12 protein-coding genes and 1 pseudogene are annotated in these 18,204 nt (G+C 70.7%); 6 read left to right on the forward strand and 7 right to left on the reverse strand.

Going from position 1 to position 18,204, the window contains the following annotated elements:
* Positions 1 to 22 precede the first annotated feature (22 nt).
* A complete protein-coding gene (recD2, locus tag RV986_RS33760; RefSeq protein ID WP_475920992.1) occupies positions 23 to 2,290 on the forward strand; it encodes an SF1B family DNA helicase RecD2 in 2,268 nt (755 codons plus the stop codon).
* 230 nt (positions 2,291 to 2,520) lie between these two features.
* The gene (locus tag RV986_RS33765; RefSeq protein WP_475920993.1) at positions 2,521 to 3,810 is read left to right on the forward strand and encodes a citrate synthase; all 1,290 of its coding nucleotides are present in this window, start codon (positions 2,521 to 2,523) and stop codon (positions 3,808 to 3,810) included.
* Between the two features lie 654 nt (positions 3,811 to 4,464).
* Here the strand turns inward: RV986_RS33765 and RV986_RS33770 are convergent.
* The 4 genes and pseudogenes from RV986_RS33770 to RV986_RS33785 all read right to left on the reverse strand — a co-directional run bounded on the left by RV986_RS33770 (position 4,465) and on the right by RV986_RS33785 (position 9,319).
* Positions 4,465 to 6,833, reverse strand: a pseudogene (locus RV986_RS33770) (heavy metal translocating P-type ATPase).
* Between the two features lie 251 nt (positions 6,834 to 7,084).
* Complete coding sequence (locus RV986_RS33775; protein WP_475920994.1) at positions 7,085 to 7,324, reverse strand: heavy-metal-associated domain-containing protein; 240 nt, start codon at positions 7,322 to 7,324, stop codon at positions 7,085 to 7,087.
* Positions 7,325 to 7,388: 64 nt separating this feature from the next.
* Positions 7,389 to 8,339, reverse strand: a complete 951-nt coding sequence (locus RV986_RS33780) for a PrsW family intramembrane metalloprotease (RefSeq protein WP_475920995.1) — start codon at positions 8,337 to 8,339, stop codon at positions 7,389 to 7,391.
* A gap of 353 nt (positions 8,340 to 8,692) precedes the next feature.
* Positions 8,693 to 9,319 (reverse strand): TetR/AcrR family transcriptional regulator, encoded by a 627-nt coding sequence (locus RV986_RS33785; protein ID WP_475924530.1) that lies wholly within the window; start codon positions 9,317 to 9,319, stop codon positions 8,693 to 8,695.
* Between the two features lie 363 nt (positions 9,320 to 9,682).
* On the opposite strand from RV986_RS33785, the gene RV986_RS33790 reads away from it, so the two are divergent.
* Positions 9,683 to 12,010, forward strand: coding sequence for an MMPL family transporter (locus RV986_RS33790; RefSeq protein ID WP_475920996.1), 2,328 nt, complete (start codon positions 9,683 to 9,685; stop codon positions 12,008 to 12,010).
* A 44-nt stretch (positions 12,011 to 12,054) separates the two neighbouring features.
* Entirely contained in the window at positions 12,055 to 13,089 is a 1,035-nt protein-coding gene (locus RV986_RS33795; RefSeq protein WP_475920997.1) for a zinc-dependent alcohol dehydrogenase family protein, read from the forward strand.
* Between the two features lie 250 nt (positions 13,090 to 13,339).
* Here RV986_RS33795 and RV986_RS33800 read toward each other — a convergent pair whose 3' ends face one another.
* The 3 genes from RV986_RS33800 to RV986_RS33810 form a co-directional block, all read right to left on the reverse strand.
* Positions 13,340 to 13,537 (reverse strand): helix-turn-helix transcriptional regulator, encoded by a 198-nt coding sequence (locus RV986_RS33800; RefSeq protein WP_475920998.1) that lies wholly within the window; start codon positions 13,535 to 13,537, stop codon positions 13,340 to 13,342.
* 473 nt (positions 13,538 to 14,010) lie between these two features.
* The gene (locus RV986_RS33805) at positions 14,011 to 15,012 is read right to left on the reverse strand and encodes an AraC family transcriptional regulator (RefSeq protein ID WP_475920999.1); all 1,002 of its coding nucleotides are present in this window, start codon (positions 15,010 to 15,012) and stop codon (positions 14,011 to 14,013) included.
* Positions 15,013 to 15,187: 175 nt separating this feature from the next.
* Complete coding sequence (locus tag RV986_RS33810; protein ID WP_475921000.1) at positions 15,188 to 16,117, reverse strand: sugar phosphate isomerase/epimerase family protein; 930 nt, start codon at positions 16,115 to 16,117, stop codon at positions 15,188 to 15,190.
* Between the two features lie 122 nt (positions 16,118 to 16,239).
* On the opposite strand from RV986_RS33810, the gene iolC reads away from it, so the two are divergent.
* Positions 16,240 to 17,208 (forward strand): 5-dehydro-2-deoxygluconokinase, encoded by a 969-nt coding sequence (iolC, locus tag RV986_RS33815; protein WP_475921001.1) that lies wholly within the window; start codon positions 16,240 to 16,242, stop codon positions 17,206 to 17,208.
* A 122-nt stretch (positions 17,209 to 17,330) separates the two neighbouring features.
* Entirely contained in the window at positions 17,331 to 18,182 is an 852-nt protein-coding gene (locus RV986_RS33820; protein WP_475924531.1) for a Cgl0159 family (beta/alpha)8-fold protein, read from the forward strand.
* Positions 18,183 to 18,204 lie beyond the last annotated feature (22 nt).

Raw genomic sequence — 18,204 nt, forward strand, 5'->3', positions numbered from 1 at the left:
GGGCGGGCGGTAGCGTCGGATCATGTCCAATCAGGCGGGGAATCGGCAGCCGCAGCAGGCGGTGGTCGAAGGGGTGCTGGAAAGAGTCACGTACGCGAACGAGGAGAACGGATACACGGTCGCCCGGGTGGACACCGGCCGGGGCGCCGCCGACCTGCTCACCGTCGTGGGCGCACTCCTCGGCGCCCAGGTCGGGGAGTCGCTCCGCATGGAGGGCCGCTGGGGCTCCCACCCGCAATACGGCAAACAGTTCACCGTCGAGAACTACACGACAGTGCTCCCCGCCACCGTCCAGGGCATCCGCCGCTATCTCGGCTCCGGTCTGGTCAAGGGCATCGGTCCGATCTTCGCCGACCGCATCACCCAGCACTTCGGACTGGACACGCTCCAGATCATCGAGGAGGAGCCGAAGCGCCTCATCGAGGTCCCCGGCCTCGGCCCCAAGCGCACCAAGAAGATCGCGGAGGCCTGGGAGGAGCAGAAGGCGATCAAGGAGGTCATGCTCTTCCTCCAGACCGTCGAGGTGTCGACGTCGATCGCGGTCCGCATCTACAAGAAGTACGGCGACGCGTCGATCTCGGTGGTCAAGAACCAGCCCTACCGCCTGGCCGCCGACGTCTGGGGCATCGGCTTCCTGACCGCCGACAAGATCGCCCAGTCCGTGGGCATCCCGCACGACAGCCCCGAGCGCGTCAAGGCGGGCCTGCAGTACGCCCTTTCGCAGTCCGCCGACCAGGGCCACTGCTTCCTCCCCGAGGAACAGCTGATCGCGGACGCGGTGAAGCTGCTCCAGGTGGACACGGGCCTGGTCATCGAGTGCCTTGCCGAACTGGCGGAGCCGGGCGAGGACGAGCACGAACCCGGTGCCGTACGGGAGCCGGGCGTCGTACGGGAGAAGGTCCCCGGCCCCGACGGCGGCCCGGAGACGGTCACCGCCGTCTATCTGGTCCCCTTCCACCGCGCCGAACTCTCCCTCTCCGCCCAGCTGCTGCGCCTCCTGCGCACCACCGAGGACCGGATGCCCGGGTTCCATGACGTGGCCTGGGACAAGGCGCTGACCTGGCTGAAGGGGCGTACGGGCACGGAGTTGGCGCCCGCCCAGGAGGAGGCCGTCCGGCTGGCGCTCACCAAGAAGGTCGCCGTGCTCACCGGAGGCCCCGGCTGCGGCAAGTCGTTCACGGTCCGCTCGATCGTGGAGCTGGCGCGCGCGAAGCGGGCGAAGGTCGTGCTCGCGGCGCCGACTGGCCGCGCCGCCAAGCGACTTGCCGAGCTGACCGGAGCGGACGCCTCCACCGTGCACCGACTCCTGGAACTCAGGCCGGGCGGGGACGCGGCGTACGACAAGGACCGGCCGCTGGACGCCGATCTGGTGGTCGTGGACGAGGCCTCCATGCTCGACCTGCTCCTCGCCAACAAGCTGGTCAAGGCGGTGCCGCCGGGCGCCCACCTGCTGTTCGTGGGAGATGTCGACCAGCTTCCCAGCGTCGGTGCCGGCGAGGTCCTGCGCGATCTGCTCGCCGACCGCGGCCCGATCCCCTCCGTCCGCCTGACCCAGGTCTTCCGGCAGGCCCAGCAGTCCGGAGTGGTGACGAACGCACACCGCATCAACTCCGGGCAGCACCCGGTCACCGACGGCATGAAGGACTTCTTCCTCTTCGTCGAGGACGACACCGAGGAGGTCGGACGGCTCACGGTGGACGTGGCGGCACGGCGGATTCCCGCCAAGTTCGGTCTCGACCCGCGCCGGGACATCCAGGTCCTGGCGCCGATGCACCGGGGCCCGGCGGGTGCGGGCACGCTCAACGGCCTGTTGCAGCAGGCGATCACGCCCGGCCGCCCCGACCTTCCCGACAAACGCTTCGGCGGCCGCGTCTTCCGCGTCGGTGACAAGGTCACCCAGATCCGCAACAACTACGACAAGGGAGAGAACGGCGTCTTCAACGGCACGGTGGGCGTGGTCACAACACTGGACGCCGAGGAGCAGCGCCTGACGGTGCTGACGGACGAGGACGAGGAGGTTCCGTACGACTTCGACGAACTCGACGAGCTGGCCCACGCGTACGCGGTGACGATCCACCGCTCCCAGGGCAGCGAATACCCCGCGGTGGTGATCCCGGTCACCACCAGTGCGTGGATGATGCTCCAGCGCAATCTTCTCTACACGGCGGTCACCCGGGCCAAGAAGCTGGTCGTCCTCGTCGGCTCCCGCAAGGCGATCGGCCAGGCGGTCCGCACGGTGTCGGCGGGCCGCCGCTGTACGGCCCTGGCCTTCCGTCTCGCGGGCGGCTGAGGGGGTCCCGGCGGAGACATCACAAAAAATGATCGATCAAATGAGTCGCAAAGCTCACACAGCACTTCCGGAACCAGGGCGAACGGGGGCAGGATGAGCAGGTTGGCGGCACTGAGTGCCGCCGATAGGCCCAATGGTCGACCCCGAGTGCACTCTCCAGGGCCAAATGGGGGATGGTAGAGACAGTCAGGGCACCTCGAAGAAGAGGCACAACGTCGGTGAGGGATGACGTGAGCGACAACTCTGTAGTACTGCGGTACGGCGATGGCGAGTACACCTACCCGGTGATCGACAGCACCGTCGGCGACAAGGGCTTCGACATCGGGAAGCTCCGCGCCCAGACCGGGCTCGTGACTCTCGACAGCGGATACGGCAACACTGCCGCCTATAAATCCGCGATCACCTACCTCGACGGTGAGCAGGGCATCCTCCGGTACCGCGGCTATCCGATCGAGCAGCTGGCCGAGCGCTCCACCTTCCTGGAGGTGGCCTCTCTGCTGATCAACGGCGAGCTGCCGGACGTGGACGAGCTCTCCACCTTCAAGAACGAGATCACGCAGCACACCCTGCTGCACGAGGACGTCAAGCGCTTCTTCCAGGGCTTCCCGCGCGACGCCCACCCGATGGCGATGCTGTCGTCGGTGGTCAGCGCCCTGTCGACGTTCTACCAGGACAGCCACAACCCGTTCGACGAGAAGCAGCGTCACCTTTCGACGATCCGCCTTCTCGCCAAGCTCCCGACGATCGCGGCGTACGCCTACAAGAAGTCGATCGGTCACCCCTTCGTCTACCCGCGCAACGACCTCGGGTACGTCGAGAACTTCCTGCGCATGACCTTCTCGGTGCCCGCGCAGGAGTACGAGCTGGACCCGGTCGTCGTCGCCGCGCTCGACAAGCTGCTCATCCTGCACGCGGACCACGAGCAGAACTGTTCGACCTCCACCGTGCGCCTGGTGGGCTCCTCGCAGGCGAACATGTTCGCGTCGATCTCGGCCGGCATCAGCGCGCTCTGGGGACCGCTGCACGGCGGCGCCAACCAGTCCGTGCTGGAGATGCTGGAGGGCATCCAGGCCTCCGGCGGCGATGTCGACTCCTTCATCCGCAAGGTGAAGAACAAGGAGGACGGCGTCCGCCTGATGGGCTTCGGCCACCGCGTGTACAAGAACTTCGACCCGCGCGCGAAGATCATCAAGGCGGCCGCGCACGACGTCCTCTCGGCGCTCGGCAAGTCCGACGAGCTGCTGGACATCGCGCTCAAGCTGGAGGAGCACGCGCTCTCCGACGACTACTTCGTCTCGCGCAGCCTCTACCCGAACGTGGACTTCTACACCGGTCTGATCTACCGCGCCATGGGCTTCCCGACCGAGATGTTCACGGTCCTGTTCGCCCTCGGCCGCCTTCCGGGCTGGATCGCCCAGTGGCACGAGATGATCAAGGAGCCCGGCTCCCGCATCGGTCGCCCGCGCCAGATCTACACGGGCGAGGTTCTGCGCGACTTCGTCCCGGTCGAGTCCCGCTGACCTCGTAGCCGCCGGGTCGTCATCTCGGTCACTGCAGCCCTGGCTGTGGCGCCCCGGAGGCGAACCGAGCCTTAAAAAAAACGGAAAGCGCCCTGCTACCGGTCCCCCCACGGGCCGGCAGTCAGGGCGCTTTCCTTGTCCCGGTGCGGATTCCCCCCACGGGATCCGGCCGGGCGTCTGTGGGACAGCGCCTGAATCGCTGCGAGTGTGCTGACGCGCCGCTCCGGCCGACCGGTCCGGTGGCCATGAGCAAAACGAGCAAAACTCTCTGTACTGCTGCGTACTGCTGCGTACTGCTGTCGTGCTTGCGTGCTACTACCGTGCGCTCTGCCGGGACCCGTACGGACGGGAGGGCCGCTCAAAGCTCCCCGGCGTACGTGCCCCGGCAACGCAATTTCCGGGAACGTCCCCCAAGACATCCCCAGATGTCAGAGAACGCCCCCCAAGACGTCTCTGGCATCGCCAACTTAGACTCACGAACCCCTTCGATGGTTACGTTCACATCACTGTGATCTGCGTCTCTTGCGTATGTCCTGAAGATACGCGAGAGCCCCGATATGCCAATCGGGGCCCCAGCGTAAGGAAGATGCGCGAGCCTTGTGAAGAGCTTATGTGAGGCTCCCGTTGGACTCTAGGGGGACTCTTACTCCGACGTCATGAGAATGTCCTGAGTCGAAGGCTGTTCGTCACCACGAACACCGACGAGAAGGCCATGGCGGCCCCCGCGATCATCGGGTTGAGGAGTCCGGCCGCCGCGAGCGGCAGCGCCGCCACGTTGTAGCCGAAGGCCCACAGCAGATTGCCCTTGATCGTCGACAGGGTCTTCCGGGACAGCCGGATCGCGTCCGCCGCCACCCGCAGATCCCCGCGCACCAGCGTCAGATCGCTCGCCTCGATCGCCGCGTCCGTCCCCGTCCCCATCGCGAGGCCCAGGTCGGCGGTGGCGAGCGCCGCCGCGTCGTTCACCCCGTCCCCGACCATCGCCACGGTGCGCCCCTCACCCCGCAGCCGCTCCACGACGGCGACCTTGTCCTCGGGCAGCACCTCGGCGATCACATCCCCGGGGTCGATGCCGACGGCACGCGCCACGGACTCCGCGACCGCCCGGTTGTCCCCGGTCAGCAGGACCGGCGTGAGCCCCAGGCCGCGCAGTGCGCGCACGGCCTCGGCGCTGCTCTCCTTGATCGCGTCGGCGACGGTCAGGACACCGAGTGCCACCCCGTCCCGGGCGACCACGACGGCCGTACGGCCCTCCGCCTCGGCCCCGGCCTTGGCGCGGGCCAACTCCTCCGGAAGCGTGCCCCCGTGGAGCCGTCCCACCTGGATGTCGTGGCCCGCCACGCGGCCGCGTACGCCGAGCCCCGGCACGTTCTCGAAGTGCTCCACCGCCGGAAGGGCCCCAGCGCGCTCCTGAGCGCCCGCGGCGATCGCTCGGGCCACCGGATGCTCGGAGGCGTGTTCCAAGGCGCCTGCGAGCCGCAGGAGCTCGTTCTCGTCGGTGTCCGCGGTGACGTACACCTCCTGCAGCGTCATCCGTCCCGTCGTCACCGTGCCGGTCTTGTCCAGGACGACCGTGTCGACGCGGCGGGTGGACTCCAGGACCTCGGGGCCCTTGATGAGGATGCCGAGCTGGGCGCCGCGGCCCGTGCCGACCATCAGCGCGGTCGGGGTCGCGAGACCGAGCGCGCACGGGCAGGCGATGATCAGCACCGCGACGGCCGCGGTGAAGGCGGCGACGGTGTCACCCGTGACGCCGAGCCACACCCCGAAGGTGCCGAGCGCGATCAGCAGCACCACGGGCACGAAGATCCCGGAGATCCGGTCGGCGAGGCGCTGCACCTGGGCCTTGCCGTTCTGCGCGTCCTCGACGAGCCGTGCCATCCGTGCGAGCTGGGTGTCGGCGCCGACCCGGGTCGCCTCGATGACCAGCCGTCCGCCGGCGTTGACGGTCGCGCCCGTGACGAAGGAGCCCACCGCCACGTCCACCGGCACCGACTCGCCCGTCAGCATGGAGGCGTCGACCGCGGAGAAACCCTCCACCACCGTCCCGTCGGTGGCGATCTTCTCGCCGGGCCGTACGACGAAACGCTCGCCCGCCGTGAGCCGCGCGACGGGGATACGGATCTCACGGCCGTCCCGCAGCACCGCGACGTCCTTGGCGCCCAGCTCCATCAGGGCCCGCAGCGCCGCCCCGGCCCGCCGCTTGGAGCGGGCCTCCAGGTAGCGGCCGAGCAGGATGAACGCGACGACACCGGCGGCGACTTCGAGGTAGATCGTCGACGACCCGTTCGTGCGCGAGACGGTGAGGTCGAAACCGTGCCGCATGCCCGGCATCCCCGCGTGGCCCCAGAACAGCGCCCAGAGGGACCAGCCGAAGGCGGCGAGCGTACCGACCGAGACCAGCGTGTCCATGGTGGCGGCGCCGTGCCGCGCGTTGGTGAACGCCGCCTTGTGGAACGGCAGCGCGCCCCAGACCACGACCGGCGCGGTGAGCGTCAGGGAGAGCCACTGCCAGTTGTCGAACTGCAGCGCCGGGACCATCGACATCAGGACGACCGGCAGGGCGAGCAGCGTGGAGACGACGAGCCGCTCGCGTCTCCCTGCGTGGAGACGACGAGCCGCTCGCGCAGGGAGGCGAGTTCGGGGGCCGCGTCGGCGGAGACGGCAGCGGCAGCGGAGGTGGAGGCGGCCTGTTCCGGCATCTCGATCCGTGGCGGCGGGGGCTCCTCGGCCGTGTAGCCCGTCTTCACCACGGTGGCGATCAGATCGGCGACCGCTACCCCCACCGGGTAGGAGACCTTCGCTTTCTCGGTCGCGAAGTTCACCGTGGCGGTGACGCCGTCCATGCGGTTGAGCTTCTTCTCGACGCGGGCCGCGCAGGAGGCGCAGGTCATCCCGCCGATCGTGAGCTCCACTTCCGAGGCTGCGGAGGCCGCGTCCGTCGCGGATGGTTCGAGTGTTTCGGATGTTGCGGGTGTCGAGGTCGTCCCGGCTATGGCTGACTCGGGTGCTGCGGTGGTCATGGTCCGGCTCCAGGAATGAGCCGGGCCGTACGGAGCCAGTATCAGCTGGTCGGTACGGCCCGGTGCGGAGAGCTGTGTGAAGTGCGACGTGCCATGTGCGACGTGTGACGTGTGAAGAACGGGGTGATGCGCGGGAACTGGGTGAAGGGGAAGAACGACTGACTGGTGAGGGTCAGGGTCAGGGTCAGGGTCAGGGTCGGGGTCGGGGTGGCGGCGAGAGTGGGTGCGGGAGTGAGGGCGAGATGGGCGTCTCAGGCCTTGGTGACGAGCTCGAAGCCCGCCTCGTCGACGGCGGCACGCACGGCCTCCTCGTCGAGCGGCGCGGCGGAGATCACCGTCACCTCACCGGTCGCGGCCACCGCCTTCACCGAGCTGACCCCGGCGATCTCGGAGATCTCACCGGAGACCGAGCCTTCACAGTGCCCGCAGCTCATTCCGCTCACCTGGTAGACGGTCGTGACGGAAGCCGGGGAATCGATCTGCGCGGTCATGGCGTACTCCTCGTCGAGGCGCGTGGGGCTTGGGTGACTTGCTTGGGTGGACCACACTATACCCCTAGGGGGTATTTCTCCAAGCGATGTCGCGGCGTGTCAGCGCGCGCACCCAGGCGACTCCCGCGAGCGAGACGAGGACCAGGCCGCCCACCGAGAACAGCGTGAAGAGATGTTTCTGCTCGTCGGTGGAGTGCGGCAGGTGTCCCTGTCCGAACAGGGTCGGGCCGAGCCCCGTCGTGGTCAGCCGTGCGACCAGCCACAGCGCGAGGTCGTGCGTCGAGTCCCAGAGGGCGTGCAGCAGCGACACGCCGAGGCAGGCGCCGACCACCGGGCCGATGAGCTGGAAACGCCCGTTCGTTCGGCGGAACGTGAGCAGCGCCGCACCCGCGATCGCCGTCCACAGGCCGTGCCCGAAGGGGGCGAGCACCCCGCGCAGGATCTCGGTCTCCAGTAGCGCGCGCAGATCCACGCCCCCGAGCGAGACCGCCGCGTCGAAGGCGTACCCCGCGCTCTCCAGCGTCGCGAAACCGAAGCCGACGCTCGCGCCGAGCACGAGACCGGCCCGCGGTCCGCGGATACGGGGGTGGCGGCGCAGGACGAACATCAGCGCGGCGAGTTTGGCCGCCTCCTCGATCAGCCCGACGCCGACGTACATCGACAGCGAGGGGTGGAGGAGGTGGTACTCCATCAGCGACGCGCCCAGCACCCCGAGGGTCCCGCCGGTCAGGAAGCAGCCGAGGATCGCATGGACGCCGAGGTCACGGCCGTGCCGCTCGTACGCCCACAGCACGAAGACGACGGGTACCAGGAAGCTGCCGAGCAGGATCAGGGTGGGCAGCAGCGTGGTGTTCCTGGTCGTGTACGTGACGATCGCGGTCAGTGCCCAGAGCGCGAGCCCGCCACCCAGGCACCGCTGCCACAGCCCGGCACGGATCTGCGGGTACGACGGCGGGGGCTGTTGGGGTCCGGGAATGCGGGCCCGGGGTGCACCGGGCGGCTGATTCTGGGTCACGGCCTGTCCCTTGGGCTCGGGATGATTTGTCCGAACCTTATGGCAAATGCACCTTATGTAGCGGTATGGAACGCTATGTAGCGATCCGGGGGGTCTGCCTTCGGCCGGCCGCCTGCCCTCGGCCGGGGTGCCTGCCCCTCGGCCGGGGTGCCTGCCCCTCGGCCGGGGTGCCTGCCCCTCGGCCGGGGTGCCTGCCCCTCGGCCGGGGTGCCCGCCCCTCGGCCGGGACGTGACCGGCGTGCCGTGGGGTCGGCCGCGCTGTCGGCCGGTCGCGGCGCGGAGTCGGTCGTGTCGCCGGCCGACCCCGCCTCCTCGGCCGACCCCGCCGCCCCCGGCCGGTCCGGCCCGCGCTGTCAGGGGGCCGGGGGTGTGGTGAATTCCGTGGGGGCGCCGGTGTGGCCCGCCGGGGTGAGGGTCCTGTCCCTGGTCAGCGGTTCGATGTAGCGGAACAGGGCGTCCTTCAACTCCTGGACGTACGCCGCGCGCTCGGCCCCTTCGTGCGCGAGAACCAGCTCCAGGCCGGCCTTGTGGATGCCCAGGCACATGTGCGCGGTGCGCGTGACCTCGGTGGCGGGCGTGTCGGGCAGGAGGGAGGTGAGCAGCCCCTCGATCCGGGAGATCAGGGTCGCGTGCAGGGCGTCGTGCTCCTCGGCGATCCGGCCCGGGATGTCCGGGCCGTGCATCAGCGCGAAGAACACCGGGTGCTCGCAGCTGAAGTCGATGAAGCGGTCGACGGCGGCGCCGACCGCCTCCATCAGCGGGGTCGCGGGGTCGACCGGCGCGAGTGCCTCGCCGTACATGTCACGCATCTCGTGCATGAGCCGGTCGCCCAGCTCGATCGCGATGGCCTCTTTGTTCGGGAAGAACTGGTACAGCGTGCCGGGGGAGACGCCCGCCTCGCGGGCGATGGCGTTGGTGCTGGCGGCGGCGTAGCCGGTGGTGCAGAAGACGGAGGCGGCGGCCTCCAGCAGTTGGGCGATCCGGCGCTCGCCGCGGGCCTGCCGACGGCGTGGCTGTTCGTCGCCGGCCCGCTGCCTCTCGGGCTTCTCCGACTTCTCGGGCCTCTCCGGCTTCTCCGACTGCTCTGGCTTCTCCGGCTTCTCGGGCTTCTCGGGCACGAGTTATCCCCAGCTCTCCGAACGTGATTGACAAACACGAGTGGTCGCTCGCATTCTGGTGAAACGCGAGCGATCTCTCGTGTTTGCCAGTTTATGGCAATGGACGACCCATGCTGCCTGCTCGGACGCACGGACAGAAGTACGGACAGAAGTACGGACAGAAGTACGGACAGAAGTACGGACAGCAGCACGGGCAGCGGGGCAGGGTGAAGGGGACACCGCACGATGACCGAAGTCAACAGCGCGAAGGACGGCCACGGCAGGCGTGCGGGCGACGGCTCCCCAGGGGGTGGCGGCTCCTCAGGGGGTGGCGGCTCCTCAGGGGGTGGCGGCCCGCGTGCCGGCGACGGTTCGCGGCTGGGCGGATGGACCCGGTTCGTGACGGCGCGGCCCCGGCTGTCTCTCCTCGTCGCGCTGTTGCTCACCGCGCTCGCCGTGGTCGCCGGCAGCGGGGTCGCCGACCGGCTGGGCAGCGGCGGCTGGCAGGACCCGACCGCCCAGTCGACCTACGCGACGAAGGCACTTGAGCGGGAGTTCCCCGCCTCGCAGCCCAATCTGCTGCTCCTGCTCGACTCGGGGCGCGCCTCGGTCGACGATCCCTCGGTCGCCGCCGAGGCCAAGCGGCTGGCGGCGCGGCTCGCCGCCGAGCGGGGCGTCACGGGGGTCGGTTCCTACTGGGAGTCGGGCGCACCGGCCCTGCGCGCGAAGGACGGGCACGAGGCACTGATCGCCGCGCGGATCACCGGTGACGAGAAGACCGCGAGCGAGACCCTGGACCGTCTCGCGCCCTCGTACCGGGGGACACACGGCCCGGTCGAGATCAAGGTGGGCGGCCCCGTCGCCGTGCAGCACGAGATGCAGACCACCATCCGTGAGGATCTGACCCGGGCCGAGGTGATCGCCCTGCCGGTGACCCTCGTGCTGCTGGTGATGGTCTTCGGCAGCGCCGTCGCGGCCCTGCTGCCGCTCGGGGTGGGCATCGTCGCGATCCTGGGCACGAACGCGGTACTGCGCGGCCTCACCGAGTTCACCGACGTCTCGGTCTTCGCGATGAACCTCACCACGGCCCTGGGCCTCGGCCTCGCCATCGACTACGCCCTGTTCATCGTCCGCAGGTTCCGCGAGGAGCTGGCCACGGGCGCCGAGCCGCGCACCGCCATGGGCACGACCTTGCGCACCGCGGGCCGCACGGTCCTCTTCTCCTCCGCGACGGTCGCCGTGTCGCTGGCCGCGGTGCTGCTCTTCCCGCAGTATTTCCTGCGGTCCTTCGCCTACGCGGGCATCGCCGTGGTGCTGTTGGCGGCGGCCGCAGCCCTGATCCTGCTCCCGGCGGCGCTGGTCCTGCTGGGACACCGGGTGAACTCCCTGGACCTGCGGCGTCTGTTCAGGCGTGGAAAGCCCCCGGCGAGCGGGGACGGGGCCGCCTGGGGACGGATGGCCTCCCTCGTGATGCGCAGGGCGCCGGTCTTCGCGGTCGCCACCACCGTCGGTCTGATCGTCCTCGGACTGCCGTTCCTGGGAGTGAAGTTCGGTACCGCGGACGACCGTCAGCTGCCCTCGGCCGCCGAGTCCCATGTCGTCCAGCAGCACATACGGGACGGCTTCCCGGGCAGCCCCGGCGGCGCCCTGGAGGTGCTCGCGCAGGGCCCGGCGACGGAGGCCCAGTACGTTGCCTACAAGGACCGGATCGCCGCGCTGCCCGAGACGCTGCGGGTGGACGGGCCCCTGGTGAAGGGCGACTCGGCGTACTTCACGGTGCTGCCGAGGGGCGAGGCCGTCGACGTGGGGGCCCAGCGGCTGGTGGGCGAACTGCGCGCGACGGACGCCCCGTTCGACACGGCGGTGACCGGCACGGCCGCGGTCCTGGTCGACTCCAAGCATGCGATAGCCGAGCGGCTCCCATGGGCGGCGGCCTTCATAGCGATCGTCACCCTGCTCCTGGTCTTCCTCCTCACGGGCAGCGTGCTGATCCCGATCCAGGCGGTGCTGCTCAACGCGCTCAGCCTGACGGCCATGTTCGGCGCGGTGGTCTGGGTCTTCCAGGACGGCCATCTGTCGGGCCTGCTCGGCTTCACCAGCTCGGGCTCGATCGAGACGACCCTGCCCGTCCTCATGTTCTGCGTCGCCTTCGGCCTGTCCATGGACTACGGCGTCTTCCTGCTCTCCCGGATAAAGGAGGAGTACGACCACACGGGCGACCACCGGGAGGCGGTCCGCTTCGGCCTCCAGCGCACCGGTGGACTGATCACCGCGGCCGCGGTCATCCTCGCGGTGGTGATGGTCGCGATCGGCACCTCGCGCGTGACCAACACCAAGATGCTCGGCCTGGGCATCGCGCTCGCCGTACTGATGGACGCGATGGTCGTACGCAGTCTGCTGGTCCCGGCGGTCATGCGGCTCACCGGTCGCGCGACCTGGTGGGCGCCGGGCCCGCTGCGGCGCTTCCACGACCGGTTCGGCCTGAGCGAGGGCGAGGCACCGGCGGCCGGCACCGCGGACGGCATCTCGGAGACGGGTGATCGGGAGCGGGACAAGGTCGAAGCGCGCGGCTAGCGTGCGCTTCGCAAGGGTGATCTCCGGGCGGAGGGGCGAGACGGATGCGGGCAGTGGTGTTCGAGCGGTACGAGGGGCCGGCCGAGGTACGCGAGGTGGCGGACCCGGCGCCCGCGGAGCACGGGGTGGTGGTGCGGGTCGAGGCCACGGGGCTGTGCCGCAGCGACTGGCACGGCTGGATGGGGCACGACCCGGACATCACCCTGCCGCATGTGCCGGGCCATGAGCTCGCGGGGGTCGTCGAGGCGGTCGGCGCGCGGGTGACCGGCTGGCGCCCCGGCGACCGGGTCACGGTGCCCTTCGTCTGCGCCTGCGGAAGCTGTGCCTCCTGCGCGGCGGGCGACCAGCAGGTGTGCGAGCGGCAGACCCAGCCCGGGTTCACCCACTGGGGGTCCTTCGCGCAGTACGTGGCGCTGGACCACGCCGATGTGAACCTGGTGGCGGTGCCGGACGAACTGTCCTTCGCGACGGCGGCGTCGCTGGGCTGCCGGTTCGCCACGGCGTTCCGCGCGGTGGTCGCGCAGGGCAGGGTGGCGGCGGGGGAGTGGGTCGCGGTGCACGGTTGCGGGGGCGTGGGGCTGTCGGCGGTGATGATCGCGGCGGCCTCCGGCGCGCGGGTCGTCGCGGTCGACCTCTCGCCCCGGGCCCTGGACCTGGCCCGGAAGTTCGGGGCGGCGGAGACCGTGGACGCCGCCCAGGTCGAGGACACCGCGGCGGCGGTCCGCGCCCTGACCGGCGGCGGCGCCCATCTCTCCCTCGACGCGCTCGGCTCCCCGCTCACCTGCGCGGCCTCGGTGAACGCTCTGCGGCGCCGCGGCCGACATGTGCAGGTCGGCCTGCTGCCCCAGGACCCCGCGGTTCCCATGGCCCGTGTCATCGGCCTCGAACTCGAACTCCTGGGCAGCCACGGGATGCAGGCCCACGCCTACCCGCGCATGCTGGAGCTGGTCCGTGCCGGGGTGCTCCGCCCCGACCTCCTGGTCACCTCCACCATCCCACTGGACGCGGCACCGGCCGCGCTGGCGGCGCTGGGCACGACACCGGGGGCGGGGGTGACGGTCATCGAACCGTGGAGCTGAGCGTGGAGTTCTCGGGGCGGCCATGGTGGGAGGCCCACTCGTTCTCGCCGGTGAGGGCGGATTCGACGGAGAAGCTCATCTCCGGATCCTCGGCGGCCGGTCGGCGCGCGGGCGAACGAACAAGACCGTGCCCCGCGCAGGAGGGACGGGGCACGGCCGGCGGACGGCTATGACGGGCGGACGGTCGGGGTGGGCGGGCCCGGGCAGGGCAGGGCGGACGGTCGGGGTGGGCGGCTCGGTCGGAGGCGGGTCAGTCTCTGCGGCCGCGGTTTCCCGGCCGGGCGGCGACCCAGGCCCGGACGGTGTCCGCATACCAGTAGGGCTTGCCGCTCTCGACATGGTCGGGCGGAGGCAGCAGCCCATGCTTGCGGTAGGACCGAACGGTGTCCGGCTGCACCTTGATGTGCGCCGCGATCTCCTTGTACGACCAGAGCCTACGGTCGGTCATGAGTGGCACCTCCCTGCGCGCGTCGCGGCGGCGGCCGGGGGGCGGCCGTCGGGGGAGCCGGGCGCTGCGCTGGCGATCACAAAGCCTGTGCCCCGTGAACGACACAGCGTGACCGCAGGGCAGTGCCTGTCGACCGGGTGTGACGCAAGATCTGCGTACACGCGACATGTGTGACAGGGAGGTGGTTTTTGTGACACGAGTGATGCATTCGTGCCCGAGGGGACAGCGGCGCGGAGGGTGTGTACCGGGGGTATGCACCGCACGTGCCGGGTGTTCCGTCAGCACGCGCAGCACGCGCCCGATGTACGCGCCCGACGCACGCGCACGATGGGTCGGGCCCGTTCCCCGGGCCCCCACCTTCGTGGGAGCGGGGGATCCCCCCTGTTGTCAGGCCCGACCCACCGGCTCCCCGCATCCCCCTCGGAAGCCGCCCGCATCCCCCCGGGACCAGCCGCCTGACGCTCAGCCTGCAATCAACGGAGCCCGCCGGTCTTGGAAAAAATCGCACCCCGGGCACTTTGATCGCTCCGGCCGGGGGAGAGGGCGGGCGAGAGCACCAGGCTCGTCGCCTCCCCCGCCATCCGGTCGGCCCCCGGCGGACCGGGCCGCGCGGCCGGCTCGGCCTCCCGCGCCGCGGTGAACTCCCCCGGCGTACAGCCCGTCATCGTCCGGAACTCCCCGCTCAGATGCGCCTGGTCGTAGAAGCCGCAGGCCGCCGCGGTCTCGGCCTGTGACCGCCCCGCGGCGAGCAGCCGCCGGGCCCGCTGCAGGCGCAGCACCCGGGCCGCCGCCTTGGGCCCGAGCCCGATCTGCTCCCGGAAACGATTCTCCAACTGCCGTACGCTCCAGCCGACGTCCTCGGCGAGCCGGGGCACCGGCACCGCGCCCCAGGTCCGCCGCAGCTGGGTCCAGGCGCGCACCACCCGAGCGGAGCCGGGTGTCCCCGCACCGGTCCAGCGCGTGAGCACGTCGTCGAGCAGTCCGAACCGTTCCGTCCAGCCCGGCAACGCGGCCAGCGCGGCGGAGAGTTCACCGATGCTGCTGCAGCGGTCACGGCCGGAACGCGCGCCCAGGAGATGCGGGAGTTCGTCCGGATCCACCGCCCGGTCGGCGAGTTCGTACTGCGGAGTCCCGAAGAGGGTGAAGGCGGCCCACGGTGCGAGCAGCACCTCGATGCCCGCCAGCCGTCCGCCGTGCTCACCGACGGCCGCGGTGGTGGTCGGTCCGGAGAACACCGATCCGAGGGTGACGGGGGGCCGGCCCGCGCGGGAGATGCGCAGGGGCCCTTCGAAGCCGAGCAGCAGCGTCGCCGCGCCGATCGGCGCCTCCAGCCTGCGCCGCGGCCGGTCGAGGGCGAGCCGGATCCCGCGGTAGCTGATCACCCCGGGCCGCAGCCGTGGATGGGGCGACGCGAGAACCGTCTCCCAGGCACCGCCCGGCCCCTGCCCCGCCCGCGAGACGATTCCCGTCACCATCGGCCCTCCCGCCGCCGCCCGCACCTGGCGAACACCCATGGTGCAACGCGGCACAGCGGGGCCGGAAGGCCCGCCGAGCCCCGGGCTCTCGACGGGCCCCCACGGCCACCCGCGGGGGCAGGCCTCCACGGGTCCTCAGGGAGCGGTCACGCTCCGTAGGACTTCAGGGGGTGGCTCACGCTCCGCAGGACCTCAGGAACGCCCGGGTGCGCTGGGCGATCGGCAGCGGCTTGTCCGGCGGGCACGGGTACATGTCCTGCTCGACGATCGCGAAGAGCTCGACGTCGAGCCGCTGGGCGGCGGCGAGGACGGGTTCGAGCGCGGGGACGCCGGACGGCGGTTCACACATCACGCCCCGGCCGACGGCGGGCCCGAACGGCACCTCGTTCGCCCGCACCTCCGCCAGGATCTGCGGATCCACCTGCTTGAGGTGCAGGTACCCGATGCGCTCCCCGTACGTCTCGATGAGCTTGACGCTGTCGCCGCCGCAGTAGGCGTAGTGGCCCGTGTCCAGGCACAGCGACACCAGCGACGAGTCGGTCGCGTCGAGGAAACGGGTGACGTTCTCCTCGCTGTCGATGTGTGTGTCGGCGTGCGGGTGGACGACGATCTTCAGCCCGTAGCGCTCCCGCACCTCATGGGCGAGCCGCTCGGTCTGGGCGGTCAGACTCCGCCACTGCGCGGGCGTCAGCGTGCTGTCCTCCAGCACCTCGCCCGTCTTGTCGTCCCGCCAGAACGCCGGGATGACGACGAGGTGTTCGGCGCCCATCGCCTGGGTGAGCGCCGCGATGTCCGAGACATGCGCCCAGGTGGCGTCCCAGACCTCGGGACCGCGGTGCAGTCCGGTGAAGACGGTGCCGGCCGACACGGTGAGCCCGCGCCGCGCGGTCTCCTCCTTGAGTACGGCCGGATCCGTGGGCAGATAGCCGTAGGGGCCCAGCTCGATCCACTCGTACCCGGACTGGGAGACCTCGTCGAGGAAGCGCTGCCAGGGGACCTGCTGGGGATCGTCGGGGAACCACACGCCCCAGGAGTCCGGAGCCGAACCGATCCGGATGCGGGACAGTGAGGACTGAGGTGATGCCTGCGGTGACAACGACGTCATGGGCGTCAGCTTCGGGCGACATGAGAGAGGTGTCAAGGCCTGGTCCGAATGTCTGGACAAACTGTTGACAGGGCTCCCCGCGCGGGGCTAGACCTGGGTGCAGCCGAAGCGAAGGGAACTCGATGGCGTACGACCTGATCACCATGGGGCGGATCGGCGTGGATCTCTACCCGTTGCAGACGGGGGTCCCGCTGGCGCAGGTGACGTCCTTCGGGAAGTTTCTCGGCGGCTCGGCGACGAACGTCGCGGTGGCCGCGGCCCGGCTCGGACGGCGTACGGCGGTGATCACGCGCACCGGCGACGACGCCTTCGGCAGGTACCTCCACGAGGCGCTGCGCGACTTCGGCGTCGACGACCGCTGGGTCACCCCGGTCGCCGGACTGCCGACACCCGTCACGTTCTGCGAGGTCTTCCCGCCGGACGACTTCCCGCTGTACTTCTACCGGCAGCCCAAGGCCCCGGACCTGGAGATCGACGCGCACGACCTCGACCTGGACGCCGTACGCGAGACGCGCATCTTCTGGGTGACCGGGACCGGCCTGAGCGAGGAGCCCAGCCGTACGGCGACGCTCGCGGCGCTCGCCCACCGTGCCAGGTCCGCCACGACGGTCTTCGACCTCGACTGGCGGCCCATGTTTTGGAAAGACACAGCCTGGAAGGACCCCGAGGCCTCCGCCCGAGCCTTCTACGCCGAGGCCCTGCGCCACACCACGGTCGCCGTCGGCAACCTCGACGAGGTGGAGATCGCCACCGGCGTCCGTGAACCGCACGCGGCGGCCGAGGCGCTCCTGAAGGCCGGTGTGGAGCTCGCCGTCGTCAAACAGGGCCCCAAGGGCGTTCTCGCCGTCCACCGCGACGGGACCTCGGCCGAGGTCCCGCCCCTCCCGGTGACGGTCCTCAACGGTCTCGGCGCCGGTGACGCCTTCGGCGGCTCCCTGTGCCACGGCCTGCTCGCCGGCTGGGACCTGGAACGGATCATGCGGCACGCGAACGCGGCCGGTGCCATCGTCGCCTCCCGACTGGAGTGTTCCTCCGCAATGCCCACACCCGAAGAGGTCGAGAACGCGCTCACGGCAGGAGCGGTCCGTTGAGGGCCGGACGCGTGGGACACGAGGGGCGAGAGGGGCACGAGGGCGCAGGCGCCAGCACGACCCCCACTCCCGCGGTCACTGCCACCCCGGCCCGGACGGTCGACCCGGCCGAACTCGTCCGCCTGCGCGCCCACCGCCCCGAGGCGATCGCCGAGGCCGCCACGCGCCGCCGCCGGCGCCCCCTCCTCAACGACAACGGGCGGCTGATGATCGTCGCCGCGGACCACCCGGCCCGCGGGGCGCTCGCCGTCGGCGGCCGCAAGTTCGCCATGGCGAACCGCGCCGACCTGCTGGAGAGGCTCTGCCTCGCGCTCTCCCGTCCCGGCGTCGACGGTGTGCTCGCGACCGCCGACATCCTCGACGACCTGCTGCTCCTCGGCGCCCTCGACGACAAGGTGGTCCTCGGCTCGATGAACCGCGGCGGCCTGGCGGGCGCCTCCTTCGAGCTGGACGACCGCTTCACCGGCCACCGCCCGCAGGACATCGAGCGGCTCGGCTTCGACGCGGGCAAGCTGCTGCTGCGCATCGACTACGACGACCCGGGTTCGCTCACCACCCTCGAATCCACCGCCCGCGCGATCGACGAGATGGCGGAGCGTCGCCTCCCGGTGTTCGTCGAGCCGTTCCTCAGCCGTCGTACGCCCGAAGGCAAACTGGCCAACGACCTGAGCGCCGAAGCCGTCATCAAGTCCATCGCCATCGCCAGTGGTCTGGGCGGCAGTTCGGCGTACACCTGGCTGAAGGTCCCCGTCACCGAGAACCCGGACGACATGGCCCGGGTCATGGAGACCTCCACGCTGCCCGCCGTGCTGCTCGGCGGCGAGGTCGGCGAGGACCAGGAGGGCGCGTACGAGAAGTGGCGCGGCGCGCTCCAACTGCCCACCGTGCAGGGCCTGGTCGTCGGCCGCTCGCTGCTCTACCCGGCCGACGGGGACGTGACCGCCGCGGTGGACACCGCCGTAGGACTGCTGTGAGGACCCGATGACGGACCCGATG

Source organism: Streptomyces sp. RLA012, from assembly GCF_056270325.1.

Bases quoted from the DNA above. Each gene is read 5' to 3' on its own strand.
- recD2 (WP_475920992.1), top strand. From the start codon at position 23: ATGTCCAATCAGGCGGGGAATCGGCAGCCGCAGCAGGCGGTGGTCGAA.
- RV986_RS33775 (WP_475920994.1), bottom strand. From the start codon at position 7,324: ATGACCGCGCAGATCGATTCCCCGGCTTCCGTCACGACCGTCTACCAG.
- RV986_RS33790 (WP_475920996.1), top strand. From the start codon at position 9,683: ATGACCGAAGTCAACAGCGCGAAGGACGGCCACGGCAGGCGTGCGGGC.
- RV986_RS33795 (WP_475920997.1), top strand. From the start codon at position 12,055: ATGCGGGCAGTGGTGTTCGAGCGGTACGAGGGGCCGGCCGAGGTACGC.
- RV986_RS33800 (WP_475920998.1), bottom strand. From the start codon at position 13,537: ATGACCGACCGTAGGCTCTGGTCGTACAAGGAGATCGCGGCGCACATC.
- RV986_RS33805 (WP_475920999.1), bottom strand. From the start codon at position 15,012: ATGGTGACGGGAATCGTCTCGCGGGCGGGGCAGGGGCCGGGCGGTGCC.
- RV986_RS33810 (WP_475921000.1), bottom strand. From the start codon at position 16,117: ATGACGTCGTTGTCACCGCAGGCATCACCTCAGTCCTCACTGTCCCGC.
- iolC (WP_475921001.1), top strand. From the start codon at position 16,240: ATGGCGTACGACCTGATCACCATGGGGCGGATCGGCGTGGATCTCTAC.